Below are 25,164 nucleotides of genomic sequence, written 5' to 3'. Positions count from 1 at the left end.
CGAAAAAGGCGGTGCTTCAGATCTCGCGGCCAGGTGGGGGACAACCGGTGACAAACCCTGTCCGGTGACGTGTCTGCAGCTGCTTACGCGAGGCGGATACCATCGCTGGCGTGGCAGGACGGACTGGAGCTCAGCAGCTGGGGGACGCGCTCACGGCTCTCGGGACCGAGGTGGTGTTCGGCTTGCCGGGGGTCCACAACCTGCCGCTGTGGGAGGCGTTGGCGGACACCGGGATCCGGCTCGTCAACGTCCGGCACGAACAGACCGCGGGCTACGCCGCCGACGGTTATGCCCGCAGGACGGGAAAACTCGGCGTCGCGCTCGTGACCACCGGCCCCGGCGCGGCGAACACGCTCGGCGCGGTCGGCGAGGCGATGGCGTCCGCGGCTCCGGTGCTCGTGATCGCCACGGACATTCCGTCGACGTTGCGCCGTCCGGGTGTCGTGCGGGGCGTGCTGCACGAAACTTCCGACCAGCAGGCGATGTTCGCGCCGGTGACGAAGGCCGGTTTCACGGTGCATCGCGCGGACCAGATCGCCGCGACGCTGCACCGCGCCGCCCGGCTCGCGCTGATGCCGCAAAGCGGTCCGGTGTATTTGGGTATTCCGACCGATTTCCTCCGCGAACCCAGCCCGCCGCGCGAACCGCCCGCGCCGCCCGCCGAACGCGTGCTCGACCTGCCGGATCTGCCTCGCGCATCGGAACTGCTGGCGTCCGCGCGCCGTCCGCTGATCTGGGCGGGCGGCGGTGCGTTGCGCTCGGAAGCCGGGGAAGCGATCGGGAATCTCGCGCGCCAGCTGGCCGCGCCGGTGCTCACCACGTTCGGCGCGCGCGGCCTGCTTCCGCTCGATCATCCTTGCCTGGCCCCGAATCCGGTGCACGCGCCGGAGGTCGGGCAGCTGTGGGACGAGGCCGACGTGGTGCTCGCGATCGGCACCGATTTCGACGGCCTGATGACGCAGAACTGGCAGATGCCCGCGCCGCCGAAACTGATCGCGATCAACGTCGACGCCGGAGACGCGGCGAAGAATTACCGCCCGGACGTCACCCTGGTCGGCGACGCCCGCCGCGTCGTCGAATCCCTGCACCCGGAACCGCGGCCCGGCCTGGACGAACTCACCGCGCGGCTGGCCGGCATCGGCCGCCGGGTGCGCGGGCGCATCCGCGACGAGGAACCGCAGGCCGCCGACTTTCTGTCCACTTTGGAGGAAGTGCTCCCGGCGGACGGGACGATCGTCGCGGACATGTGCGTCGCCGGATACTGGATCGGCGGCTTCCACCGGGTCCGCGCGCCGCGGCGGCTGGCGTATCCCATGGGCTGGGGCACGCTCGGCTACGGCTTCCCGGCGTCGCTCGGCGCGGGCGCGGCAGCCGAGGCGGTCGGCGGCGGGCGCGTCCTGTGCGTGACCGGCGACGGCGGTTTCCTTTACGCGGTAGGGGATTTGGCGACGCTTGCCGAGGAACAGCTGCCGGTGACGGTCGTCGTCGTCGACGACGGCGGCTACGGAATGCTGCGCTTCGACCAGGACCAGGAAGGCCTGCCGCATCGCGGAGTCGACTGGGACAGCCCGGATTTCGTCGGACTGGCCCGTTCGTTCGGCGTGCACGCGGACCGGGTGTCCGGCTTCGGCCGCGCGTTTCGCCGGCTGCTGAGCGAATTCGTGGAATCGGACGAGCCGAACGTGCTGGTGGTGCGCGCGAAGCTCAAGCCGCCGCTGAACACTTCGCCGCGGTGGTACCGGAAACCGCGCTGAGCTATCCGCCGTCCCGCAGGGAATCGGTCATGCTCCGCAGGATCCGGAGCGCGTCCGCCTGCTCGGTTTCGGTCAGCCCGGACAGCATCCGGACCTCGACCGCCCGCACCGCGGCGCTCGCCTTTTCCAGGCTCCGCCGTCCGCGCGGAGTGAGCCGGGTGGGAAGCGCCTTCCCGACGGGTGCTTCCGCGGGCCGGGTTACGTAGCCGTCTCGTTCGAGGGCTTGGAGCAGCACGTTCATCGACTGCCGGGTGACGAACGCGCCCCGCGCCAGCTCGGAGTTCGACAGGCCGGGTCGTTGCGCCAGCAGTTCGAGGCAGGAGTAGTGCGTCACCGTCATGCCGAGCGGACGCAGCACCTCCTCCATCGCCGCCCGCAGCGCGCTCGACGCCTCTTTCAGCAGGTAGCCCAGCGACTTGTCCAGGTCGATCCCGCCACCGTCTTGACTCATGTCAGGATTCTGACATACAGTGAGTCGTGTCAGGAACCTGACATGATGAAAAGGAGCAGTCCCATGCCCGCTGTCGGCCCCGATTTCCTCTCGCTCCAGGCGCGTGACCTGGACGCTTCACAGGCGTTCTACGAGCGCTACCTCGGCCTCGTCCGCTCGCCGGCCGGACCGCCGCACGCCGTCGTCTTCGAAACGAAGCCGATCGCGTTCGCCCTCCGCGAGGTCGTCCCCGGCACGGACCTCGACTCCGTCGCCCAGCCCGGCGTCGGCGCCGCGATCTGGCTGCTCGCCACCGATGTCCAGGCCATCCACGACGCGCTTGTCGCCGACGGCCACCGCATCGTCTCCGCGCCGATCGACGGTCCCTTCGGCCGCACGTTCACCTTCGCCGACCCCGACGGCTACCACGTCACCCTCCACGACCGTGGCTGAGCGCCTGGCCGAGGCGCTGGCCGTCGTCGCCGCCGATCTTTCCCGGCTCCTCGGCAGGCCGACGACCGGTCTCGTCGAAGGGATGACCGCGAAGTGATCCGTCCCGGTCAGCGATTCTGGATCAACACCGTCACGCTGGACCACGTCGAAGCGGCTATCGAAGGCGGTTTCACGCAAGCAGATCACGGGGCTGGCAAACGTCTTCGCCAGCCGCGGCCCGGCGACGAAATGCTTTTCTACTCGCCGCGCACCAGTTTGCAGGGCGGCACGCCCGTCCGGCAGTTCACCGCGTGGGCCACCATCACCGGCGAAAAGCCTTACCAGGCCTACGTCAGCGACGATTTCCAGCCATGGCGGCTAGCGGCTTCTTTTCACGCTTGCCAGCGGGTGGACGCCAAACCGCTCGTCGGCCAGTTGTCGTTTGTCGCCGACCCCACGCATTGGGGTTTGCCGTTTCGCCGCGGCTTGTTTCCCATTCCACAGCAGGACTTCGCGACGATCCTCGCGCGGATGACCGGGTGAAGTCAGCTGTGGTGCGCGTCGGCTTCCCAGCTGAGGAATGCGTCCAGCGTCGCTGACCGGTGCGCCCGCGCGCAGTGCTCGATCCATTCGGGGCCGGAGCCGGAACGGATCAGGTCGAGCAGCTGGTCGTGTTCGGCCACCGAAGCGAGCGCGCGGGCGGGCACGAACGAGAACGTCGAATCGCGGATCGCGGCGAGCTGGGCCCAGCCCTTCTTGACCAGATCGACCAGGCTGGGGTTGGGGCAGCGGCGGTAGAGCACCTCGTGGAACTCGTGGTTGAGCCGGGTGAACTCGACCGGTTCGAGCTGGTCGAGGCCGGCACGCATCCGGTCGTTGAGTTCGCGCGCCTGGGCGAGGTCGTCGGCCGTCAGGTGCGGCGCGGCGAGCGCGGTCGCCGCGCTTTCCACGATCGCGAGCATCTGCATCGTGTGCTCGTAGCCGATCGGATCGATCGCCGCGACGGTCGCGCCGACGTTGCGCTCGAAGTGCACCAGCCCCTCGGCCTGCAGCAGCCGAACCGCTTCGCGCACCGGGACCGTGCTCACGTCGAATTCCTTGGCCAGCGAACCCAGCACGAGCCGGTGCCCGGCCGGGTACTCGCCCGCGGTGATCCGGGACTTCAGCACCTGGTAGGTGTGCTGGCTCTTGCTGAGCCCGGCCTGCTCGTGCGTCGTGGACATCCCTGTCGCCTCCCCTTCGCACTCCGCCGGGGCGGAGTGTCCAGGCCACGGTAACCGGTCCGTTTGTTGCGCTAAATAATATACTATCTGGCCGATGCGGCCGCTGGCTGGAAACCGCCAGCACGCTGTCAATTCCGACCACTGTAGACAAAAGGCCTGATCAGTTACCGCATTGAGGCTTGTCGGGATGGTGGCTGATTATATACGATCTGGCACGGCCTGAAGCACTGTCAGCAGGGGAGGCGCGATGCCGCGCACGACCGGGATCAGCAGAGAGCACCGCCGCGTCGTGCTGGCGGCGATGGTCGGCACGACTATCGAATGGTTCGACTTCTTCATCTACGCGATCTGCGCCGGACTGGTCTTCGCGACGCAGTATTTCGCGGTCCTCGGCAAGGACGCGTTGATCGTGTCGTTCGCGACGGTCGGCATCAGCTTCTTCTTCCGCCCGATCGGCGCGGTGATCGCCGGACATCTCGGCGACCGGCTCGGCAGGCGCGCGATGCTGATCCTCACCCTGCTGCTGATGGGAATCTCGACGGTGCTGATCGGCCTGGTGCCGAACACCGCGTCGATCGGCGTGTGGGCCCCGATCATCCTGGTGCTGCTGCGCATCGTGCAGGGGCTTTCCGCGGGCGGCGAATGGGGCGGCGCGGCACTGCTCGCGGTCGAGCACGCGCCCGCCGACCGGCGCGGGCTGTACGGCGCGTTCCCGCAGATCGGCGTCCCGATCGGGCTGCTGCTGGCCAACGGCGTCCTCGCGCTGGTCACCGCGCTCACCTCTCCGGAGCAGTTCCTGGCGTGGGGCTGGCGGATCCCGTTCCTGCTGAGCGTGGTGCTGATCGCGGCCGGCCTGATGATCCGCTCGCGGGTCGCGGAAAGCCCGGTCTTCGAGGAGGTCCGCGAGAAGAAGGCGCGGTCGAGCATGCCGCTGGTGCAGTTGTTCCGGCACCACTGGAAGCTGGTCGTCGCGGGCGCGCTGCTGTTCGCGGCCAACAACGCCGTCGGATACATGACCACCGGCGGATACGTGCAGTCGTACGCGACCAAATCGCTGCACCTGGACCGTTCGACGGTGCTGATCGCGGTGATGCTCTCCGCCGTCGCCTGGCTGCTGAGCACGCTCGTCGGCGGCTGGCTCGCCGACCGGATCGGGCGCCTGCGCACCTACCAGATCGGGTTCGCGGTGCAGCTGGTCTGGATGTTCCCGTTCTTCGCGCTGGTCAACACGGGAAGCGTCGGGCTGCTCGTGCTCTCGCTGGTGTTGTTCTCGGTCGGGCTCGGGTTCACCTACGGCCCGCAGTCGGCGCTGTACGCGGAGATGTACCCGACGACGGTCCGCTACAGCGGCGCGGCGATCTCGTACGCGATCGGCGCGGTGCTCGGCGGGGCGTTCGCGCCGACCATCGCCGAATCGCTGCAGACCAGCACCGGAACGGTCTACGCGGTCGGCGGCTACCTGGCCGTGATGACCCTGATCGGCCTGGTCACCAGCTTCTTCGTCAAGGACCGGAAGGGCGCGTCGCTCAGTTCCGCGCCCGCGAACGCACCGGCCACGACCGTCGAAAACGTCTGAGCGGGGGCGCGCGATGCGGACCCAGACCCGAAGCGACTACTGCGCGTGGCTCGACGCCGCGGCCCGGGACGCGCACGACGCGATCAACCGGATCCACGTCGAGGCCTACGCCGATCTGGTCCGGACCGCCGAGCTGTACAAGGGCGAGCTGGCGTGCCGCCGTCCGGTGCGGCGGCCGGCGCCTGGTCTGCCCGGCCGGGGACAGCGCCATCGGAGCCATCGGGACTCCGGGCTGCGGAATTCCGCGATGGCGCGCGTCGAGGGGTCGCGGTTCGCCGATCCCCGGCCGGGCGGGTAGAAAGGGCGGCGGCGGCCGGTCGCCGCTCCCCGCGGCGCCGGCCGGTTGAGCCGACCCCGAGGAGGAGCAATGCCGGACCAGCAGCCGAACCCGCTGTGGCACCCGTTCGCGGACATGGGCGCGGTCGACGGAAACCGGTTCGTGGTGACCCGCGGCGAGGGGTCCTATGTCTGGGACGACGCGGGCCGTCGTTACTTCGACGCCTCCGCGTCGCTGTGGTACTCGAACCTCGGCCACGGCCGTCCCGAGATCACCCGCGCGGTCACCGAGCAGCTGGAGAAGCTCGACGCGTACAACCTGTTCGGCGGCGTCGCGAACGAACCGGCGCTGAAACTGGCGGCGCGGCTGTCCGAGCTGGCTCCGGTGCCGGGGTCGAAGGTGTTCCTCGGCTCGGGCGGCGGCGACATGGTGGACACCGCGGTGAAGATCGCGCGGTCCTACTTCGTCCACACTGGACGCCCGGACAAGACCCACGTCATCAGCCGGACCCAGGGCTACCACGGCACGCACGGATTCGGCACCGCCGCGGCCGGGATCCCGGCGAACGCGGAGGGCTGGGGCCCGCCCGCCGCGGATTTCTCGCAGGTGCCGTACGACAACGCGGCGGCGCTGGAGGAGGAAATCCTCCGCGTGGGCCCGGAGCGGGTGGCTGCGTTCTTCTGCGAACCGGTCATCGGCGCGGGCGGCGTGCTGCTGCCGCCGGACGGGTACATCGAGGAAGTGGCGGCGATCTGCCGCAAGCACGAGGTGCTGTTCGTCGCGGACTGCGTGATCTGCGCGTGGGGGCGGCTCGGCACCTGGTACGGCATTGATCGGTGGTCAGTGCAGCCGGACCTGGTCACCACGGCGAAGGGCGTGACGAGCGGGACGATCCCGCTGGGCGTGCTGCTGGTCGCGCCGCACGTGGCGGAGCCGTTCTTCACCGGCCGCCCGGGCGCGCCGATCCTGCGCCACGGCGCGACATACGCCGGGCACCCGGTCGCCTGCGCCGCGGCGAACGCGACGCTGGACATCTACGAACGCGACGACATCATCCCGCGCGGCAAGGCGCTGGAGAAGCCGCTCGCGGACGCGCTTTCCGGTGCCGTCGGGCACCCGGCGGTCGCGGAAGTCCGGGCCGGGCTGGGATTCCTGGCCGCGGTCGAGTTGGCTCCGGACCTGCTGGCCGCGGACCCGGGCGCGCCTGGCCGGCTGCACAAGTTCCTGCTCGAGGAGGGCGTGATCGTGCGCTCACTCGGCAAGGGGATGGCGGTGTCGCCACCGCTCGTCGCCGAGGAAGCCGAGCTGGACTTGCTGGCCGCGGCCGTTCCGCGAGCGCTGGACCGGTTGCTGAAGAACTGACCTCTCCTGACACCGCGGCGGCGCCGAGGTTCCGGCTCCGCCGCGGTTGTCCGTCTACAAAGGACTACTTACAGGCGAGCGTTCCGGTGCGCAGCGCGTGGTTGTCGTCGTTGTCGTCGTCGGACCACACGACCTGCTTGGTCCCGTTCGCGCAGGTCGGCGAGATCGCGAAACCCTCGTTGTTGTAATTCGACATCCCGGACGGCCGGTCGTACTGCGCGGTGACCGCGAACGCGCCGCTGGAGTTGACGTCGAGCGTGGTGGTGCGGCCCTTGCACGTGTTGTCGCATTCGGCCCACAGGTGGCCGGTCGACGGTTCGTACTCGAGGTCCATCACCGCGGGGAACCCGCTGTCGATGGTCGCGACACGGGTGTACTTGCCGCCGGACTGGTCGAGCGCGTAGGCGTAGACCTTCCCGTTGGCCTCCAGCCCGACGAAGTACAGGCCGCTCCCGTGGTTCGGATAGCTCGCCGGGTTGTAGGCGGCTTTCGTGTGCTCGTCCCGGAATTTGCGCGCGGTGAGCGCCGAGTCCGGAACCCAGGCGATGGCCTCGAGCCCCTTGTTGGGCTCGACCGACGGCAGGTCGGAGGTCAGGTCCCATTCCCCGGTCGCGTTCAGCGATTTGTTCGACCCGGAGGTCGCGTACCGCAGCACGGCGGGCTTGCTCGTGTCACCGTCGTCGTTGTCGCGCTCGGTCGAGGCGAAGACGCCGTCCGGGGTGACGACGACCCCTTCGGCATCCGGGTCGCCGCTGCCGTCGGAGTAGTGCAGGGACTTGCCCTTGGCCCAGCCGTTGGCGGTGTCAGGCCGCCATTTGTTCCCGTCCTGCACGAGCCGGTACAGGGTGCTCGGCCCGTTCTTCACGGCCCACAACACGGTGGGCGATTCGTACGACACGCCGCTGAGGTTGCTGCCGAAAACCCCCGCGTCGTCGGCAATGGCCACCTTCGACCCGCCGGGCCACGCGGTGGCTTTCGGAATGGCGGTGGTTTTCGAGTCGGCTGTCGGGTTGGCTGCGGGCGCCGCGTGGGCCGCCCCGGCCCCGACCGCGAGCGCGAGGACCGACAACGCGACGGTGCCCCGGATTTTTCCACGCCGATGTGTTCCACGCTGGTGCGCAAGCAAAGGAGCCGCTCCTTCTGTCCGTCTAGGCACGGACGAAGGCCGCGCCTAGGTGGTCGCTGCTGACAAGCGGCGGTCCCGCCTGTCGCGGGACTTACAGCAGTGGTTGATCGACAGTGGAGCACAAGGCGCGGCCGGTAAGCAACAAACAACAGGTGACACCGTCCCGATGACCGGCACGGCGGTACCGCGCCGCACAAATCACCGCGCCGATCACCGCGCCGTCAACGTGCCAATCACCGTGCTGCCAACGGGCAAACGACTTCCCCGACGATCTCCGCCGGGCGCTCCCGGCCGCCGGTTCTTCGAGTTTCGGTAGCCAGCCGCCAGCCGCCAGCCGACGGTCCGCCGGGCACCGGTCGCCAGCCTCCAGGCACTGCCCCGCAACCGCCGGGCACCGGCCCGTAACCGCCCGGCGCCGCCGGGCGGAAGTCCCGTGCAACGGTCGCGGAGTGACGGTCGCCAAACGGAACACATTGGGCGACGGCCGCTAAGCGGGAGCCCCCGGGTGAAGGTCATGGGGCGACGGTCCGCCGGGCGACCGGCGTCGGATGGGAAGTCCCCGGGCAACGGTCGCGGAGTGGCGGTCGCCAAATGGAATTCGCCGGGCGACAGCTGCCAGGCGGAGGCACCGGGGGACGGCCGCTAAGCGGAAGCCCTCAGGAAAGGTCAGGGGGCGATGGTCCGCCGGGGCGACCGATGCCAGACGGAACTCATCTGACGTCGGCCGCCAAGCGACGACCGCTGAGTCTCGCACGCGGAGCGTGCCGGAAGCCCTCGGCCGAAAGTCATGGGGCGACAGTCCGCCAGGCGACTGGCGCCGGACGGAAGTCCCCAGGGCAACGGTCGCGGAGTGACTGTCGCCCAATGGGGCTCGCCGGGCGACGGCCGCCGGGTTACGGCCACTAGGAGGAAGTCTCCCGGGCGACGGTCACCGGGCGACGGCCGCCGGGTTACGGCCGCCGGGTGACGGCCGCCGGGTGACGGCCGCCGGGTGACGGCCGCCGGGTGACGGCCGCCGGGTGACGGCCGCCGGGTGACGGCCGCCGGGTGACGGCCGCCGGGTGACGGCCGCCGGGTTACGGTCACCGGGCGACGGCCGCCGGGTTACGGCCACCGGGCGACGGCAGCCCGGCGACGGCCGCTAGGCGGAAGCCGCCGGGCGAAGGTCACCGCGCTGAGACTGCCGCCCAACCGCCGCCAGGCGAAAGCCCGGACGAAGGTCATCAGTCAACAGCCCGCCGAGCGACCGCCACCAGACGCAACTCACCGCGCGACAGTCCGCCACACCGGCACGTTAACGACCGCCGCAGGCATCCCGGGAGCACCACTGTCCCCAGGGACGATCGTGAATCGCCATTTGTCCACTCCGCCGCCCATGATTTCGGCATAGCGGCGGGCGCCGTCCGCGTTCGCGAAGCGGACCTGCTGACCACTGGCGAGGTGGGTGATCTTGACCGCCACACTGCCTCCTGGGGATCGATCGACGGACGGGTTCTGCCTGGGTGCCGGCCCGCGGAGCTTCCCCCTCCGGGGCCGGCCCACCCAGTAGAACACGTGTTCGATTCCCGAGGCAATCCAGGTCCCCCTCCCGAGCGACCCGCGTTCGAACCGGCCGGTCGGGGCCGGGGAGGCGGCGGTCGAAATCGGTTCCCCGACGGGGTTCCGGGCTGAAAGACTCTCGCTTCATGGAGTACCGCGATGTCGCCGAACTGGTCGACCGGATACCCGGCGGTCAGCGCGTCAAGTTCCTGTTCTTCTGGGGCCACCGGCCGGAGCGCGACGGAAGCGTCGGACGGGGCTGCCTGAGCCAATGGTGGCCGGCCGCCTTCACCGTGGACGGCCGGACGTTCGCCACGGCCGAGCACTACATGATGTGGCGGAAGGCTGTGCTGTTCGGCGACGAACAGAGCGCCGGGAGGATCCTGGAAGCAAGGCATCCGCGGCAGGCCAAGGAACTGGGCCGCGGCGTCGTGGGCTTCGACCAGGAGCAGTGGGAGGCCCGCCGCGGCGAGATCGTGCTCGCCGGCAGCGTCGCGAAGTTCGGGCAGCACCCGGAGCTGCTGCGTTTTCTGCTGAGCACGGGGAAACGAGTGCTGGTGGAGGCGAGCCCGCTGGACCGGGTGTGGGGCATCGGGCTGGCCGCGGACGACCCGGACGCGGAGGACCCGGCACGGTGGCGCGGCCTGAACCTGCTGGGCTTCGCGTTGACCCAGGCGCGGGAGATCCTGGCGGAATCAGCCTGAACGACCGCGAAACCGCTTAGGCAGCACCGAAAACGCGGGAAAACCGCACCATCGCCACCCGTGGCCACCGGTCCAGCCCCCGCGCGATCTCCGCCCGCCGGATTTCCCGCAGCGCCGGACCCTGCTCGTCCTCGGCCAGCACGCGGAACCCGAGCCGCTCGTAGTAGGGCGCGTTCCACGGCACTTCCGCGAACGTCGTCAGCGTCAGCCCGGAGAACCCGCGCGCAGCGGCCCATTCCCCGACCGTCTCGATCAGCGCCCGTCCCACTCCGCGGCGCGCGTGGCTCGGCAGCAGCGAAACCTGTTCCACGTGGCCGAAACCGTCGACCTCCTCGGCGAGCACGTACGCCGCGATCGTCCCGTCGTCGTCAAAAACCCAGCACCGGCCGGCAGACTGGAACGCCGCGAGGTCCTCGACCGAAGGAGGTGCGTCGTCGGCGATCTCGGCCATGCCCACGGCCCGGAACGGTTCTCCGGCAGCACGTTCGAGGTCAGGCAGCACAGAAAGATCGGCAGGGGCGGCGAGACGGATCACTGACCCGAGCTTACGGCTACACGGAGTACTCGGAAACCGCTTTTCCGATCTGCTCAGCGTAAGCGCGCAACGCCGTGAGGGCCCGTTCGCGCTCCGCGTCGCCGATGCGGGTGGCCGGTCCGACGAAGGTCAGCACGCTCGGCCGGTGCCGGTCGACGTCGACCGGCACCGAACAGCACCACACGCCGTCCTCGATCTCGCCCCAGCTCTGCGCGTAGCGGTTGGCCAGCGCGAGCTTGAGGTCGTCGCGCACCTCAGCCCCGCGTTCCCGGGAGATGCGGGCGACCTGGCGTTCGCGTGCGCCGTCGGGCAGCAGGGCGAGCAGCATCCGCCCGGTCGCGCCGACGCCGAGCGGGATCGAATGCCCCGGCTGGAACGTGAACCGCATCGGGCGGTCGCATTCGACCCGGTCGCTGCACACCGCGACGTCGCCGAAGTGCTGGAACAGCAGGACGGTCTCGCCGAGTTCGCGCACCGCCTCCTCCATCACCGGTCGCGCCACCCTCGCCAGGTCGTTCGCGAGCCGGGCGGCCCGCGCGAGCGGCATGACGCGGCTGGTGACGTGGTAGCGCCCGGACCGCGACTCCTCGAGCAGCTGCAATTCCTTCAGCAGCTGCACGTAGCGGTAGGTGGTGGCGACCGGGCTGCCGATCGCCTCGGCGAGCTCCGCCACGCTGGCCTCCCAGCGCTGCTCGGTGAACGACAGCAGCAACTGGAGCACTTTCCGGGAACTGTTGGCGCCGGCCGTGCGACGGAGCCCGGGTTCAGACATCCTGAAACCCCTTCGCGTGTTCACCGAATTCAGTCACGAACGCGTCGGTAAATTACCACACGTCACGGTTTTTCCGGCCCGGCGAGAAACGGCGTCAGCAATCCGGGGACGGCGGTGTCGGCGAGCGCGAGCCCGGCGCCCTCCTCGACGTCCAGCACGCGGTAGTGCCCGCGACCGGCGGCGACCGGCGCGATGACGGTCACCAGCCCGGCCCGCCGCTGGAAGAAGGACCGGTGCACGACGATCCCGGTGAGCCGGTCGCGCCGGACGGCGACCGTCGTCCGGGCGAGCGACCCGGAACGGGTCACGAGGTATCGGCCGGTGATCGCGTGGCCGAGCGAGCGGTACCGGTCGAAGCCGACGAGGACGGCGAACGGCAGCAGCACGAGCGCGGCCTGCCACGGCCATTCCGGCAGCACCTCGAGCCGGGCCAACGCGAAAAGCGCGGCCGACAGCGCCAGCACGGAGAAGACGGCGCGGGTGATCCGGCGGGTCAGGGCCCGCCGCGAATGCCGCACGAGGGGGACGTTCGCGAAGTCCTCGCCGAGCACCTCGCCGACGATCTCCCGGGCTTTCCCGGCCGGGGCCGGCGGCAGCAGCAGGCCGCCGCCGCGGTCCGCGCCCTTGCCCTCGCGCAGTCCGGCCGCGACCGCGACGCACTTCGCGCCGCCGACCATCCGCAGCGGCAACGGTTCCTTGATCTCGACGCCGCGCAACCGGTCTTCCTCGATCGACACCGACCGCGTCGTGATCAGCCCGCGCCGGATGTGCAGCGTGCCGCCCGGTTCGCGGGTGAGCCGGAAGTTCCAGAACGACAACACGTATCCGCCGACCGACAGCACCGACACCAGCACGAGCAGCCCGGCCGCCGCGAGCACCACGGTGAGCCACACCGGCTGTTCGAGCGCACGAGCGGTCAGGTCGCGCAGCGGCCCGAAACTCGTCGGATCGAAATGCAGTTCGTGCGCGAAGTGGTAGACGGTGCCGAGGATCGCGGCGACGACCGCGAGCCCGGACAACGTGAACGGCGCGTACCGGACCCAGCGCTTGTCGACCTCGGCGACGAGCGATTCCGGCGGGTGCGCCGCTTCGGGTCCCGCCGGTTTCCGGTGCAGCAGCAAGGTCCGCAGCCGCTGGGCTTCGGCGCGGGTGACCGCGTCGAGCACCAGCTGGTCCTTGCCCGGTCCTTTTCCGTGATCGTGCCGTCCGGTACCGATTCGTACCGCCGACAGCGAGAAAAGCCGATGTTTCGGTTCCGAAAGCACGTCTACGGCACGGATTCGATCGAGCGGAATCGCGCGTTGCTTGCGCAGCAGCAACCCGGTGTGCCATTCGATCTGGGTCGCGGTGACGCGGTAGCGCGACGTGAGGCAGTGCGAAACGCCGACGCCGATCGTGACCGCGGTGGCGGCGAGCCCGATCCACTGCCAGTGGTTCCCGTGGCCGAGCACCAGCGCGCCGACGAGCACCGGCAGCGACTTCACCAGGTCGAGAAACGGACGGATCAGCAGCATCCGGCGATCGAGGCGATGCCAGGGCGCGTCGCCGGCACCCTCGGCGGCGACCGGCGGGGAAGGCGCGGTCGCGTTCACGTCGCGTCCTCGCGAACAGCCTGGGTGGTGCGGGTCAGTTCGTCGGCCAAGGCGACCGCGACGTCGCGGTCGAGCCCGGAGATGCGCAACGGCCCCGCGGCGGACGCGGTCGTGACGGTGAGCCGCGCCAGCCCGAACAGCTGCTCCAGCGGTCCGCGTTCGACGTCCACGGTCTGGATCCGCGAGATCGGCGCGATCCGCCACTCCTGCTTCAGCCAGCCGGACTGGGTGTAGACGGCCTCGCCGGTGACCTCCCAGCGGTGCACGCGGTAGCGCCACTGCGGCATGACGAGCAGGTGCAGCGGGGCCAGCACGCAGGAGAGCAGCAGCGTCACGGTGAGCCACGACGGCGGGTCGTCCGCGGTCGCGACCACCACCGCCTGCACCGCGAGCACGAGCAGCCAGCCGGCCCCGGCCGACGCCGCCCAGTGGCCGATCGCCTGGCGGCTCACCCGGTGTTCGGGCGGGCGCAGCCGCAGTTCAAGCGTGGTGGATTCCTCGGTGTTCACCTGCTCAGAGTGCCCGAACGGCGGGGGCGATGCCCACGACAAGTGTCACGATGCCCCGATCCGGGTGGGCGGCGAGTGCGGGGCGTTACTATTTTCGCCGCGCGCGGGATGGATTCGCCGCCGGGCCGCGTTGTACCGCGTACGTCCGTGCAAGCGAGCAGCAGGAGGATCCGGTGGGACTCGATCCCGAGGAACTGTACGAGGTGGACTCGGACGTCCCCGACCTGGACGGAGCGGTGCTCCTCCACTTCTTCGAGGGTTTCATGGACGCGGGCTCGGCCGGACGGCTGGTCACCGACCACCTGACCGGCGAGGTCGAGAACCGGATCGTCGCGCGGTTCGACGTCGACCGGCTCATCGACTACCGGTCGCGCCGCCCGGCGATGATCTACGCGGTCGACCACTGGGAGGAATACGAGGCCCCCGAACTGGTCGTGCGCCTGCTGCACGACGAGGACGGCATCCCGTTCCTGCTGCTGTCCGGCCCGGAGCCGGACCGCGAATGGGAGTTGTTCGCGGCCGCCGTGCGCCAGCTGGTGGAGCGCTGGGGCGTGCGGCTCACCGTGGGCTACCACGGGATTCCGATGGGAGCCCCGCACACGCGCCCGCTCGGCGTCACCGCGCACGCGACGCGCGAGCACCTGGTCGGCGAGCACCAGCCGCTGCCCAACCGGATGCAGGTCCCGGGCAGCATCGCCGCGATGCTGGAGTACCGCTTCGGCGAATGGGGCCACGACGCGATGGGCTTCGCCGCGCACGTGCCGCACTACCTGGCGCAGTCGACCTATCCGGCCGCCGCGCTGACGATCCTCGACTCGATCGGCAAGGCCACCGGCCTGCGCCTTCCCGACGGCGAACTCCGCACCGCGGCCGAGGTCGCCAAGGCGGAAATCGACCGCCAGGTCGCCGAATCCGAGGAATCCGTCGACGTGGTGCGCGCGCTGGAACGTCAGTACGACACGTTCACCGAAGCGTCCGGGCACAGCCTGCTCGCCGAATCGCAGGAACACATGCCGACCGCGGACGAACTGGGCTCGCAGTTCGAACGCTTCCTCGCCGAACAGGGCGGCGACGGCTCCGAACGCTGAGCCGAGAGGTAGGCAACGCCTGCGGATCGGACCGTCTGCCAGGCCCACCAGAGCCGGGCCGCCATGATCGCCACGCCGGACATGATGAGGGCCGCACGTTGCCGCGAGGCGGCGGGGGCGGGTGTGCTGGGTGACATCTCTGAAGAAGCTAGCTTGTCCGCGGTCGGCCGGGCACCCGGACACGCCCCTAGCGGCTTGAGTCTGACTGGCCGCTGAGGCTCCCTCGCGGACGATCGCGGCGGGACCCGGCTCAGCCCGGCCACCCCGCCAAATACTGCAGCGCCTGGCTGGTCGGCCCGAACGCGTCGCCCAGCAGCGCGTGTAGTTCGCGGTTGAACGACTCGATCACCGGCCGCAGCCGGGTGATCGTCGCCTTCCCCTCCGGCGTCAGGTCCAGGACCAGCGCCCGGTGCTGTTCCGGATGCGGCTGCCGGACGATCAGCCCCGCCTCGATCAGCCGTCCGGTCATCGCGGTGATCGCCGATTCGCGCTGGCCCAGCTCGGTGGCCAGTTCGCGCTGGGTGAGCCCGGGCTGGTCGTACACCGCGAGCAGCGCGCCGAGCTGCGCGGTCGTCACGCCGCCCGCGGCGAGGCAGCGCCGGTCGCCCTCGACGCGCAGCCGGTGTGCCGCGCTCTGCAGCAGGAAGAAGAGACGTTCGTCGGCGGCCATGCGGGGATCTTGACAGTGTTCTCTTCTCGCCGCCATCCTCACTTCACTACTGAAGTACTTCACTACTGAAGTGAGGCTGGAAAATGGACATAGACTTCGCGCGCGCCGGGCTCGCCGCGCAACCGTTCAGCGTCCTGCTCGGCGCGCGGGTCGCGGAATTCGGCGGCGGACGCGCGGTGCTGGAGCTGGACGTCCGCGACGACCTCCGCCAGCAGAACGGCTACCTGCACGGCGGTGTCCTCGCCTATGCCGCCGACAACGCCCTCACCTTCGCCGCCGGGACTGTGCTCGGCGCGCAGTTGCTCACGAGCGGCTTCTCCATCGACTACCTCGTGCCCGGCGACGGCGTGCTGCTGCGTGCGGAAGCGACGGTCGTCCAAGCGAGCCGTTCGCGGGCCACGTGCCGGTGCGACCTGTACACAGTGGACGGAGAAGGAAACCTGACGCTATGCGCGGCCGCACAAGGATCCGCGGTGGTCCGGCGGTCGGCTACTCCCGGGTAAACCGGGTCGTGCGCAGCGGGGTCCGGTGGTCGGCTATCGTCCCGGAATGAACCAGGAAAGCCAAGATCGGCTGACGACAAGGACTTTGGGCCCTGCGCTGCGCCGGAAGGCCGGCCTGGTGCTGCGCCGGGCCGCGGCCCGCCTGCACGATCCGCACGCCGGCCAGCTCGCCGAACTGCGCGCGGAACTGGAGCGGACGCGCGAGGAGCTGCGGTCCGAGATCGTCCGGCAGGGCGACCGGCTGCTGGACCGCGTGGTCGAGTTCGAGATCCGCAGCCGCCGCGACATCGTGTACGCCGGCGACCAGGACGCGGCGCTGGAGAGCAACGTCTTCGCGCGCGAAAACCTGGTCGGGGCACAGCATTTCGGCAGCCCGACGGAAACGCTGGAGTACGCGCTTTCCCTCGCGCCGACCGGCGGGATGGCGCTGGAGTTCGGCGTCGCGACCGGCAACACCCTGCGCACCATCACCGCCGCGCGCAAGGCGGTCGAGGTGTACGGCTTCGATTCGTTCGACGGCCTGCCCGAGGCGTGGCTCAACGGCATGCCCGCCGGCGCTTTCGCCCGCGACGACCTGCCCGACGTGCCGGGGGCCGAACTGGTCGTCGGCCTGTTCTCCGACACCCTGCCGGGATTCCTCGAAAAGCACTCCGGCCCGGTCGATTTCGTGCACGTCGACGGGGATCTCTACAGCTCCGCGAAGACCGTGCTGGACAACGTCGGCCCGCGGCTGCGCCCCGGCAGCATCGTGCACTTCGACGAGTTCTTCAACTTCCCCGGCTGGAAACGGCACGAGTACCGGGCGTGGATCGAGCACGTCGAGAAGACCGGCGTCGAGTTCACGTACGAGGCTTACACATACAACGACAACCAGGTCACCGTGCGGATCACCGGCGGCCCGGGGCTCATGGACTGAAGCAGCCGTGCTCGTTGAGCGGCCCGATCGCGGGGAGGATCAGGCCGCACAGGTAGCCGTCGATCCACCGGCCGTTGCCGGTGAGATTCGCGGCCATGCGGACGAGCGGAGCCAGCTTCCGGATTCCTTCGGCGAGCGACGCGCGATTGCGTTCGAGCAGCGCGGTGAGCCGGTCGAGCTGGGCGAGCACCGGGCCGAGTTCGCGGTCGTTGTCGGCGACGAGCCCGGACACCTCGGCGCCCAACCGGCGGGCTCCGTCGAGCAGCGACTGAATGGCTGATTCGCGTTGCCGCACCTCGTCCAGCAGCAGGTTGCCGTCGGTGAGCAGCCGGGTCAGCTCGGCGTCGCGGTCGGCGAGCGTGGCGGAAACCGTGCGCGTCTGAGCCAAAAGGTGAGCTAGTTTCGCGTCGCGGGCGGAGAGGGAATCGGACAGTCGCGACAGCCCGGTCAGCGTCACGCGGACGTCGGCCGGGGTGCGCGCGAACGTGTCGGAAATGGCGCGGAAGCTCTGCGCCAACCGGGTGGTGTCGATCGCGTCGACGGTCGTGGCCAGCTGCTGGAACGCGGGCAGCACGTCATACGGAACCGTGGTCCGCTCGCGCGGGATCGGCGTGTCCGGGTCCAGCGATCCGACGCCGACCGGGTCGAGCGCGAGATACTTCTGGCCCAGCACCGTTTTGATCCGGATCGACGCGGATGTCCGGTCCCCGAGCCACGCCCCCGCCACCCGGAACGACACCCGCACGGACGCGCCGTCGAGCGAAACCTGCGACACCCGGCCGACTTTCACCCCGGCGATCCGGACGTCATTGCCGGTCTGCAGTCCGGCGGCTTCGCTGAACTCGGCGGCATACGCGGTGCCGTCGCCGATGATCGGCAGATTCGGCGCCTGAAGCGCGGCGAGGAAGCCGAGGGCGAGCACAGTCAGCCCGACGAGAGCGGTGCGCACGGGGCGCCGGTCGGGATGCACAGCGTGGATAGTGGCTCGCCCGGGCGGGTGAGGCCACTCCTGCCACCCGAATGGGCGCTTCCTTCTTGTGTCCACTTAGGACGCTGGGCTCCTCGCCCTGCACACGCCCCGTTTCCCGGCTTCGCGCCGGAGGCGCGCGTCGTGTGCCATTCTGGCCTGGCTGGCCGACGTGACCGGAGTCATCGGAACATCCGGTGCGGCTCGGCCGTTGAAGCGGTGTGGAGCGAGCGCGGAAAACCCGCGCCCACGCCAATCGGGGAGGAGCCACCATGCGAGACCTGACCACCGGATTGCACCCGGCGCCGGACCTCGTGGACGACACCGACGCGGCCCGGCAGGAGGAACGCCGCCGCAAGGCCGCGCTGGCCGTCGCGTCCCGGGCCAAGGACGCGCAGGAATGCGCCCTGCTGCTGGACATGCTGGGGCTGCACGCCCCGGGCGGCAGCCGGACCGAGGTCGCCTGAGGCGTTTCGGTTCCGTCGGGGTTCGGAGCGTCCTGAGGTTTCGGATTCCGGGGTTCCGGGGTTTCGGGGAAGAACAGACCGCGACCGGTGCGGGCCGGTCGCGGGTTTTCGCTTGTGCACCAGCCTGGTCCTGGGGAGGACTGGGCTGGTCGCCGAGCGCTGCTACGCCCGGGCGGCGGGGTGAACCGGTCGGTGAGAGGTTTCGGCGCGCGCGGGCGGGGTAACCCGCCCGGACTCTGGTCAGAGGCGACGGCGGACTGACCGAGCGGAACAGCCTGCCCGGCAACGGACCGGCAGGCCCAGCAGCAGGTGCGGCAGCTCGGCGACGAACCCGGCAGCCCTGCGGACGACGTCTGGCTGGCGACGAACGAAGCTGCTCGGCGGCGGACGCGCGAGCCTGGCAATGAACGCGGCAGCCCGGCCGCAGACACGCTTGCCCAGCGACGGACGCGCGAATCCGACAACGGACCGCCAACTCGGCGACGGCCGCGCCTGCCGGGCAACGAACCCGGCAGCCCGGCGACGGACGTGCCAACTCGGCGACAGACGCGCCTGCCCGGGAGTGGACCGCGTTAGCCCGGAAACCGAAGTGGCAGCTCGGCGACTGACGCGCCCGCCCGGGAGTGGACCGCGCTAGCCCGGCGACGGACGCGCCAACTCGGCGACAGACGCGCCTGCCCGGGAGTGGATCGCGTTAGCCCGGAAACGGGCGTGGCAGCTCGGCGACAGGCGCGCCTGCCCGGGAGTGGATCGCGTTAGCCCGGAAACGGGCGTGGCAGCTCGGCGACAGGCGCGCCTGCCCGGGAGTGGATCGCGTTAGCCCGGAAACCGAAGTGGCCACTCGGCGACAACGAGCTTGCCCCGGCGGGCAGAAGCGCCAACCCGGCGGCAAACATGGCAGCCCCGCGGCGGAGGCGCGAGCCCGGCGCGTTGGTCATCCGTGTCTGGGCAAATCCAAGCCAGCGCCGCAAAACTTCTTCACATTGCCCGAGCCGTCACGCCTCGGATGCCCGCCTGGGTTGTCGCGCCCTGTCTCTCCACGCCTCGACCCACCGCTCCCGATTGCTCCGAACGGGTGAAATGGCGGACGGAAAACACACTCGAGATCCCCACTCCTCAAGGCAGCCGGGGTCGCGCACCGCCCGGAGGCCCGCTCGGCTTGCGCTGGACAAGCCCTTGGCATGAAAGCGATTCGCAACCGCCGCCCCGGTCTGCAGCCGACTGTCCACTGGGGTCAGTCGTCCGGAGCGATGCGGATTCCGCAGCAACTCACCTCCTCTGTATCGGCAACCCACCCCGAGCCGCGAAACCAATGCGGAAACCGGCCCGCGTCGAAAACTCCCGCCCGCGCCGTCGAGGTCCCCGATTCCTGAGGCGCAGCAAGAATTCCCGGACTTGCGCGGTCGGGTACTGTCGATGCCCCTGGGTGATATTTTGCTCCGAACGGCTGAGTGTCGCCGATGTATCTGTCACCCTGGTGGAGCATCCTGTACCGGGTGGTGACCTGGGTCGGGACCGGGCACAGGGGAGGAAACGCTGTGCAGTACCTGCGGGAAGACGAATACCTCATTCGGCAGCAGCGAGCGCTGGCGGAAATGGTGCGCCGGGGACGGCGGAAGCGCAGTTTTCAGCTGGCGGAACATCTGGCGGCGGAGGGCGGGGTGCGCCGGTCGGACGTCCTCGCCGTGACGGCGCTTTTCCTTGCCTGCCAGGCGGTTCAGCGGGGCGACGCGGCCGCCGTGCAAAGGTTTTCGAGCGCGTTTCGCAGTTGTGAGCGAAGCAGCATGGATCTCGCCCGGCAGCTCATGCGATTGGAAGCGGGCCGGGAACAGGGATGGCTTCCGCGCGCGCATTACGACGAGCTTTTTTCCTACGCTTGGCGAGAAAACCGGCCCGACATTCTGGTCAAAGCCTCGCTGATTCAGCCGCGCGATGTTCCGGCGGCCGGATGGTGGGCCGAGATGGAGCGGAATCTCAGCCTGTTATCGGTCTGAACCGCCGCGTTCACGGCCAGTCGATCCGGGCGAACAGGCCGCGCAATTTCGCGCCGCGGGTCTCGTTCGTGGCGCTGATCCACGCGATCCGGCCCAGCAGGTGCGCGCGGAAATCCGGGTGCCCGGCACGGTTCTGCTCAGCCGGGCCGGTGCGGGCGCAGTTGTACAGCACGGCTCGCAGTTCGTCGTACTCGGCACGGGCGACGGCGGGCGCGGCGTTCACCACCAAACCCGCGACGCGTTGCTGCCGGTAGGCCGGTTTCACCGACGTCTTGTCGTCGCGCAGGCGGAAGCCCTCGTCGGTCACGATCCGCCGGACGCCCGGCAGCAGGCGGTGCAGCGGCAGGCTCGCGTCGCCGGAAAAGGCCAGATCGTCGGCGTAGCGGGTGTAGTTCGCGCCCAGCACGGCGGCGAGTCCGGAGAGCCTGCGGTCCAGGTGGTGGGTGACGGCGTTGGCCACCGAGGGCGACGACGGGGCGCCCTGCGGCAGGTGCGTGCCGGCGAGGTGGTTCAGCATCCTTGATCGCGCGGGCGCGGAGCGCAGGACGTCGACCGGGGTGCGGGTCGTGAGGATTCCGGCGAGAGCGGCCGCGACCGCCCTCGGGTAACCGGCCAGATCGAGCAGCGCCCGCACCCGGGACGCGGCGACCGTCGGGAAGAAGCCGGCCAGATCCAGCCGCACCACCAGGTCCTGCCCGGCGTGCGGGCGGGCGCAGGTGTGGATCGAGCGGCCGCGGCGGAAACCGTGCGCGGCCTCGTGGACCGGCAGCGCGTCGAGCACGTGCCTGCGGACCCGGCGCTGTACCTCGGCCAGCCGGGGCTTCGGGCGCTCGATCAGCCGCGCGCCGCCGGTGGACGTCGGGATCCAGCGGTAGCTGTAATGCCGCAGCACCGGGCGGGATCGCCGGTGCCAGCCGCCTTCGTCGGCGAACCAGGACAATTCGCCGGGCGTGAGGTCGAGGGCGGCGGCGCATTCGTCGAACGTGGTCCACCGGGCGACTGGCCAGCGCCACACCGGCATCGGTCCGAGGAGCCCGATCGGTTCGAGGAGCGACGCGGAGGCGACTCGTTCTCCGTTCATCCGCGCTGTCTCGCACGCGGAGCGTGCCGCCGCTGCGCGGGGCGCTGTGGGTACGTGTCGTGCTGCTCCCCGGGGTTGCCCCGGAGTGGGTGGTGCTCCACCGGCTCACCTCCGCGTCGCTGGCACCCACCCTAGTCATGATCACCGACAAAACCGGCGCTCGGGGAAAACCCCTGGTGACCGAGCACACTATTGACCTGAAGCCTTGTCTATAGCAACTTTTGCACTATGCAAGGTTTGCCGGACGACGTGGCCGGCCTCGAGCGGCTGACTCGCGTGCTCGTGGCCGTGGCCTGGGACAGCGCGCACGCCGCCCCGCGCGGCGTGACCTTCCCGCAGGTGCGATTGCTGGTGGTGCTCGACAGCCTTGGCCGCGTGCCGTGTTCGCGGCTCGCCGAGGCGATGGGCGTGAACGCGTCGTCGGTCACGCGGCTGGCCGACAAGCTCGAGGCGCACGGGTACGTCGTGCGCGGCGAGGACGAGCACCGCCGCACCGTCGTGACGATCGAGGTCACCGCTGCCGGGCGCGAGGTCGTCGCGGGGGTCGTCGGACGGCGGCAGCGCGCGCTGTCCGAGCTGCTGGCGGCAGTGCCGGCGGCGCGGAACGAGGCGGTCGCGACGGCGGTCCGGGACCTGGTCGCGGCGGCGGAATCGGCACCGGGCGTACCCACGGCGGGGCCCGGCCGGCTGTGAAGGGTCCGGCGCGGGCCGCGCACCTCGGCGACTTCGCAGTCACTCCGCGGATGCTGTTGATCACCGCGATCGCGCTGCCGGTGGGCGGCGCGGCAGCGGTGGCGGCGTTCGCGTTGCTCAAGCTCATCGGCTTGATCACCAACTTGGTCTTCTACCAACGGATCGTCACCGATCTCGTCGCGCCGGGCGCGCAACACCATCCGTGGTGGCTCGTGCTGCTCGCGCCGGTCGTCGGCGGGCTCGTGATCGGCCTGATGGCGCGCTACGGCTCGGAGAAGATCCGCGGCCACGGCATGCCGGAGGCGATCGAGGCGATCCTCACCGGCGGCAGCCGGGTGGCCCCGCGCGTCGCGGTGCTGAAACCGGTCTCGGCGGCGGTCAGCATCGGCACCGGCGGCCCGTTCGGCGCCGAAGGGCCGATCATCATGACCGGCGGCGCGGTCGGTTCGATCCTCGCGCAGCTGCTGAAACTGTCCGCGGACGAACGCAAGACGCTGCTGGTCGCCGGTGCCGCGGGCGGGATGGCGGCGACGTTCAACGCGCCGCTCGCGTCCGTCCTGCTGGCGGTCGAACTGCTGCTCTTCGAATGGCGGCCGCGCAGCCTCGTGCCGGTGGCCGCCGCGGTGTCGGTCGCGACGGTGTGCCGCGGGTTCCTGCTGGGCGCCGGACCGGTTTTCGGGGTCCCGTTCAGCGGGGCCAACCCCGGCCCGGTCGCGGACGGTCTCGCGCTCGTCCCCGGCCTGACCGGCGGGGTGCTGGCGATCGGCGCGACCGCGCTCGTCTACTTCGCCGAGGATCTTTTCGGGCGGTTGCCCGTGCACTGGATGTGGTGGCCCGCGATCGGCGGCCTCGTGATCGGGGTCGGCGGCCTGCTCGAACCGCACGCGCTCGGGGTCGGCTACGACGTGATCGACACGCTGCTCACCGGGCACGCGACCGCGTCGCTGATCGTCGGGATCCTGGTCGTGAAGACGCTGATCTGGGCGCTGTCCCTGGGTTCCGGGACTTCGGGCGGCGTACTGGCCCCGGTGTTCATGATCGGTGCCGCGCTGGGTGCCGCGGAGGGCGGTTTGCTGCCGCAGGTCGCACCGGGATTCTGGGCGACGTGCGGGCTGGCCGCGGTGGTCGGCGGCGTGATGCGGTCGCCGCTCACCGGCATTGTGTTCACTTTGGAGCTGACTCACGCGTGGAGTTATCTGCTGCCACTCGTCGTCGCGTCGTTCTCGGCGTATGCGCTCTCTGTCTTGCTGCTCAAGCGTTCCGTGCTCACGGAGAAGATCGCGCGGCGACGTCTGCACCTCACTCGCGAGTACACGACTGATCCACTTGAGACGTTCTTCGTGCATGAAGTGATGACGCACCAACCGGATGTGCAGATGTCGGCCGATGTCGTCGTGTACGCGGACGACACCCTGCGCGACGTCGCGAACGAATTGGCGCTCGGGCACACGACGCAAGCGCTGGTGGTCGACCGGCACGATCCGTCGCGGGTGCTCGGCAAGGTGACGCTGGCGCAACTGCTGCACGCCCGGCGGCGGGACCTGCACGAGGAGCATCACCGGGAACGCTTGCTGGGCCGGTCGGTCAGCGCTTGAGCCGCTGTTTGTCCACTTTGCCCACTGGCGTCAGCGGCAACTCGCCACGGAACTCCACAGTGGACGGTACGAAATGCTCGCCGCCGAGTTCTTCGCGGACTTGGCCGCGGAGTTCGTCAGCGGTGGCATTTTCGGCGACCACCACTGCGTGCAGGAGGGTTCCGTCTGGTCCCTTCGCGGGGACTACCGCGGCGGCCTTCACCTTGGGATGACTGAGAAGTGCGTGCTCCACTGTGGTCGAGGAGACCTTCGTGCCGTGCTCGCCGGTGACGATGACGTCGTCGATCCGGTCCTCCAGATAGAGGTAACCGTCCTCGTCGAAGCGGCCGAGGTCGCCGGTGCGCAGCCAGCCGTCGCCGATCGGCGGCTGCCCATGGTAACCGTCCATCATGGACAGTCCGCGGACGAGGACCTCGCCGTCTTCGACCCGGGCTTCCATGCCGGGCACGATGCGTCCGACCGAGCCGAGAAGTTCCGGCCGGGCGAGGACTTCTTCCGCGGAGATGCTGGCGATCATCGGAGCTTCGGTGAGCCCGTACCCCTGTCCGACGACCGGCCCGAACACCTTCAGTGCCTCGGCCAGCCGACGAGGCGGCAGTGGCGCGGCGCCGAGCGAGAGCTGCTGCACGCTTGATACGTCCGTAGTGGACAGACGCGGATGGTCTAGTACCGCGGCGAGCCGGGGCGGGGTAAGGGAAAACGTCGTGATGCGATGCCGCTCCACATCGGCAAGCAGCTTCTCGGCGTTGAACTCTCGGTGCAGCACTACGGTATTGCCGCAGCAAAGCGCGCCCAGCACCGCAGCGTTGCCGGTCATGTGCGTGAGCGGTGCGGTGACCAGCGCGGTTTTGGTGCCGTCCGGTTGGAAAATATGCGCCACGCCGTCGTAAATCCCGCTGTGCCGAATCAGTTTCGGAGCGCCCGTGGTGCCGCCGCTGGGGAAGATCGCCGTGACGCTGTCCGGCAAATTGTCGGGATTGGACGGATGCGCGGCCGCGAGCGTGTCGAGTTCGGCGTCGGTGAGCAACGTCGCCCCGGTGGCCGTGAGCGCCGCCGCCCGCGCCGGACGACTCGCGGACGCCGCGATCAGCACGACTTCCAGCCCTCGCAGCTGCGCGGCAAGCTGGGTGAGCACCACTTCCGGCCGGTTGGCCGCGTCAATCGCCACCGTGCCGCGCACCCCGGCGAGTCCACCGTACAGTCGCGACAGCAGGTCTGCCGCCGCCCGGTAGGTCATGGTGGTGTCGTCGTGGTGGAACAGCACGGTGTCGCCGCCGTCGTGGAGTGCGGAAAGGACGCGGGACAGGAAAAAGCTCACGCGGCACACCGTAGTCGTGTGTTGGCCGAGAACGGCGATCG

26 protein-coding genes are annotated in these 25,164 nt (G+C 70.0%); 14 read left to right on the top strand and 12 right to left on the bottom strand.

All coding sequences use genetic code 11. The features are described from left to right. The first annotated feature begins 110 nt into the window (after nucleotides 1–110). Nucleotides 111–1,754: a thiamine pyrophosphate-binding protein gene (locus CU254_RS31935; RefSeq protein ID WP_009082801.1), complete on the top strand. Its 1,644-nt coding sequence runs from the start codon at nucleotides 111–113 to the stop codon at nucleotides 1,752–1,754. A 1-nt stretch (nucleotide 1,755) separates the two neighbouring features. On the opposite strand, the gene CU254_RS31930 is transcribed toward CU254_RS31935, so the two are convergent. Further along, nucleotides 1,756–2,205, bottom strand: a complete 450-nt coding sequence (locus CU254_RS31930) for a MarR family winged helix-turn-helix transcriptional regulator (RefSeq protein WP_009082799.1) — start codon at nucleotides 2,203–2,205, stop codon at nucleotides 1,756–1,758. A 63-nt stretch (nucleotides 2,206–2,268) separates the two neighbouring features. On the opposite strand from CU254_RS31930, the gene CU254_RS31925 reads away from it, so the two are divergent. Beyond that, nucleotides 2,269–2,637 (top strand): VOC family protein, encoded by a 369-nt coding sequence (locus CU254_RS31925; protein ID WP_009082797.1) that lies wholly within the window; start codon nucleotides 2,269–2,271, stop codon nucleotides 2,635–2,637. A gap of 93 nt (nucleotides 2,638–2,730) precedes the next feature. After that, complete coding sequence (locus tag CU254_RS31920) at nucleotides 2,731–3,159, top strand: EVE domain-containing protein (protein ID WP_009082795.1); 429 nt, start codon at nucleotides 2,731–2,733, stop codon at nucleotides 3,157–3,159. A gap of 2 nt (nucleotides 3,160–3,161) precedes the next feature. Here CU254_RS31920 and CU254_RS31915 read toward each other — a convergent pair whose 3' ends face one another. After that, the gene (locus tag CU254_RS31915; RefSeq protein ID WP_009082793.1) at nucleotides 3,162–3,839 is read right to left on the bottom strand and encodes a GntR family transcriptional regulator; all 678 of its coding nucleotides are present in this window, start codon (nucleotides 3,837–3,839) and stop codon (nucleotides 3,162–3,164) included. A gap of 247 nt (nucleotides 3,840–4,086) precedes the next feature. Here CU254_RS31915 and CU254_RS31910 point away from each other — a divergent pair, with 247 nt between their 5' ends. From CU254_RS31910 to CU254_RS31900, 3 genes are all read left to right on the top strand, one after another. Next, a complete protein-coding gene (locus tag CU254_RS31910; protein ID WP_009082791.1) occupies nucleotides 4,087–5,415 on the top strand; it encodes an MFS transporter in 1,329 nt (442 codons plus the stop codon). Between the two features lie 13 nt (nucleotides 5,416–5,428). After that, entirely contained in the window at nucleotides 5,429–5,713 is a 285-nt protein-coding gene (locus CU254_RS31905) for a hypothetical protein (protein WP_009082790.1), read from the top strand. Nucleotides 5,714–5,782: 69 nt separating this feature from the next. Then, a complete protein-coding gene (locus CU254_RS31900) occupies nucleotides 5,783–7,054 on the top strand; it encodes an aspartate aminotransferase family protein (protein ID WP_009082789.1) in 1,272 nt (423 codons plus the stop codon). A 64-nt stretch (nucleotides 7,055–7,118) separates the two neighbouring features. Here CU254_RS31900 and CU254_RS31895 read toward each other — a convergent pair whose 3' ends face one another. Beyond that, nucleotides 7,119–8,123 carry an esterase-like activity of phytase family protein gene (locus CU254_RS31895; RefSeq protein WP_050788332.1) on the bottom strand — a complete coding sequence of 335 codons (1,005 nt, stop codon included), beginning with the start codon at nucleotides 8,121–8,123 and terminating at the stop codon, nucleotides 7,119–7,121. A 1,320-nt stretch (nucleotides 8,124–9,443) separates the two neighbouring features. Further along, nucleotides 9,444–9,641, bottom strand: coding sequence for a hypothetical protein (locus tag CU254_RS31890; RefSeq protein WP_037715481.1), 198 nt, complete (start codon nucleotides 9,639–9,641; stop codon nucleotides 9,444–9,446). Between the two features lie 224 nt (nucleotides 9,642–9,865). On the opposite strand from CU254_RS31890, the gene CU254_RS31885 reads away from it, so the two are divergent. After that, nucleotides 9,866–10,423: an NADAR family protein gene (locus tag CU254_RS31885; RefSeq protein ID WP_037715479.1), complete on the top strand. Its 558-nt coding sequence runs from the start codon at nucleotides 9,866–9,868 to the stop codon at nucleotides 10,421–10,423. A 16-nt stretch (nucleotides 10,424–10,439) separates the two neighbouring features. On the opposite strand, the gene CU254_RS31880 is transcribed toward CU254_RS31885, so the two are convergent. The 4 genes from CU254_RS31880 to CU254_RS31865 form a co-directional block, all read right to left on the bottom strand. Further along, on the bottom strand, nucleotides 10,440–10,958 hold the full coding sequence (locus tag CU254_RS31880; protein ID WP_009082780.1) for a GNAT family N-acetyltransferase: 519 nt from the start codon (nucleotides 10,956–10,958) through the stop codon (nucleotides 10,440–10,442). 16 nt (nucleotides 10,959–10,974) lie between these two features. Next, nucleotides 10,975–11,730, bottom strand: a complete 756-nt coding sequence (locus CU254_RS31875) for an IclR family transcriptional regulator (RefSeq protein WP_050788331.1) — start codon at nucleotides 11,728–11,730, stop codon at nucleotides 10,975–10,977. Nucleotides 11,731–11,792: 62 nt separating this feature from the next. Further along, entirely contained in the window at nucleotides 11,793–13,244 is a 1,452-nt protein-coding gene (locus CU254_RS31870; RefSeq protein ID WP_086025008.1) for a PH domain-containing protein, read from the bottom strand. A 74-nt stretch (nucleotides 13,245–13,318) separates the two neighbouring features. After that, the gene (locus CU254_RS31865; protein WP_009082774.1) at nucleotides 13,319–13,831 is read right to left on the bottom strand and encodes a PH domain-containing protein; all 513 of its coding nucleotides are present in this window, start codon (nucleotides 13,829–13,831) and stop codon (nucleotides 13,319–13,321) included. Nucleotides 13,832–14,004: 173 nt separating this feature from the next. On the opposite strand from CU254_RS31865, the gene CU254_RS31860 reads away from it, so the two are divergent. Continuing rightward, the gene (locus tag CU254_RS31860) at nucleotides 14,005–14,919 is read left to right on the top strand and encodes a proteasome assembly chaperone family protein (protein ID WP_009082772.1); all 915 of its coding nucleotides are present in this window, start codon (nucleotides 14,005–14,007) and stop codon (nucleotides 14,917–14,919) included. Nucleotides 14,920–15,169: 250 nt separating this feature from the next. Here the strand turns inward: CU254_RS31860 and CU254_RS31855 are convergent, their stop codons facing one another. Further along, a complete protein-coding gene (locus tag CU254_RS31855) occupies nucleotides 15,170–15,589 on the bottom strand; it encodes a MarR family winged helix-turn-helix transcriptional regulator (protein WP_037715472.1) in 420 nt (139 codons plus the stop codon). An 83-nt stretch (nucleotides 15,590–15,672) separates the two neighbouring features. On the opposite strand from CU254_RS31855, the gene CU254_RS31850 reads away from it, so the two are divergent. Then, on the top strand, nucleotides 15,673–16,092 hold the full coding sequence (locus CU254_RS31850; RefSeq protein WP_009082769.1) for a PaaI family thioesterase: 420 nt from the start codon (nucleotides 15,673–15,675) through the stop codon (nucleotides 16,090–16,092). 46 nt (nucleotides 16,093–16,138) lie between these two features. Further along, nucleotides 16,139–17,008, top strand: a complete 870-nt coding sequence (locus tag CU254_RS31845; protein WP_199786031.1) for a class I SAM-dependent methyltransferase — start codon at nucleotides 16,139–16,141, stop codon at nucleotides 17,006–17,008. Here CU254_RS31845 and CU254_RS31840 read toward each other — a convergent pair. Continuing rightward, complete coding sequence (locus CU254_RS31840; protein WP_037715469.1) at nucleotides 16,998–17,978, bottom strand: MCE family protein; 981 nt, start codon at nucleotides 17,976–17,978, stop codon at nucleotides 16,998–17,000. The two genes, CU254_RS31845 and CU254_RS31840, sit on opposite strands and share 11 nt — an antisense overlap. A gap of 269 nt (nucleotides 17,979–18,247) precedes the next feature. Between CU254_RS31840 and CU254_RS31835 the strand changes: the two genes are divergently transcribed. Together CU254_RS31835 and CU254_RS31830 are read left to right on the top strand one after the other, a co-directional pair. Beyond that, entirely contained in the window at nucleotides 18,248–18,442 is a 195-nt protein-coding gene (locus CU254_RS31835; RefSeq protein WP_037715467.1) for a hypothetical protein, read from the top strand. Between the two features lie 1,538 nt (nucleotides 18,443–19,980). Further along, nucleotides 19,981–20,436, top strand: coding sequence for a hypothetical protein (locus CU254_RS31830; protein ID WP_037715464.1), 456 nt, complete (start codon nucleotides 19,981–19,983; stop codon nucleotides 20,434–20,436). Between the two features lie 10 nt (nucleotides 20,437–20,446). Here CU254_RS31830 and CU254_RS31825 read toward each other — a convergent pair whose 3' ends face one another. Beyond that, nucleotides 20,447–21,517 (bottom strand): reverse transcriptase family protein, encoded by a 1,071-nt coding sequence (locus CU254_RS31825; protein ID WP_009082761.1) that lies wholly within the window; start codon nucleotides 21,515–21,517, stop codon nucleotides 20,447–20,449. A gap of 228 nt (nucleotides 21,518–21,745) precedes the next feature. Between CU254_RS31825 and CU254_RS31820 the strand changes: the two genes are divergently transcribed. Both CU254_RS31820 and CU254_RS31815 read left to right on the top strand, forming a co-directional pair. Continuing rightward, the gene (locus tag CU254_RS31820) at nucleotides 21,746–22,210 is read left to right on the top strand and encodes a MarR family winged helix-turn-helix transcriptional regulator (protein ID WP_009082759.1); all 465 of its coding nucleotides are present in this window, start codon (nucleotides 21,746–21,748) and stop codon (nucleotides 22,208–22,210) included. Nucleotides 22,211–22,260: 50 nt separating this feature from the next. Then, nucleotides 22,261–23,805: a chloride channel protein gene (locus tag CU254_RS31815; protein WP_050788494.1), complete on the top strand. Its 1,545-nt coding sequence runs from the start codon at nucleotides 22,261–22,263 to the stop codon at nucleotides 23,803–23,805. On the opposite strand, the gene CU254_RS31810 is transcribed toward CU254_RS31815, so the two are convergent. Beyond that, nucleotides 23,795–25,123 carry a class I adenylate-forming enzyme family protein gene (locus CU254_RS31810; RefSeq protein ID WP_009082757.1) on the bottom strand — a complete coding sequence of 443 codons (1,329 nt, stop codon included), beginning with the start codon at nucleotides 25,121–25,123 and terminating at the stop codon, nucleotides 23,795–23,797. The genes CU254_RS31815 and CU254_RS31810 overlap by 11 nt on opposite strands. Nucleotides 25,124–25,164 lie beyond the last annotated feature (41 nt).

It is taken from the genome of Amycolatopsis sp. AA4, from assembly GCF_002796545.1.
Lineage (GTDB): Bacteria > Actinomycetota > Actinomycetes > Mycobacteriales > Pseudonocardiaceae > Amycolatopsis.
Note: the sequence above shows the minus strand (reverse complement) of the source record. Positions and strands in the feature narration are given on the sequence as shown.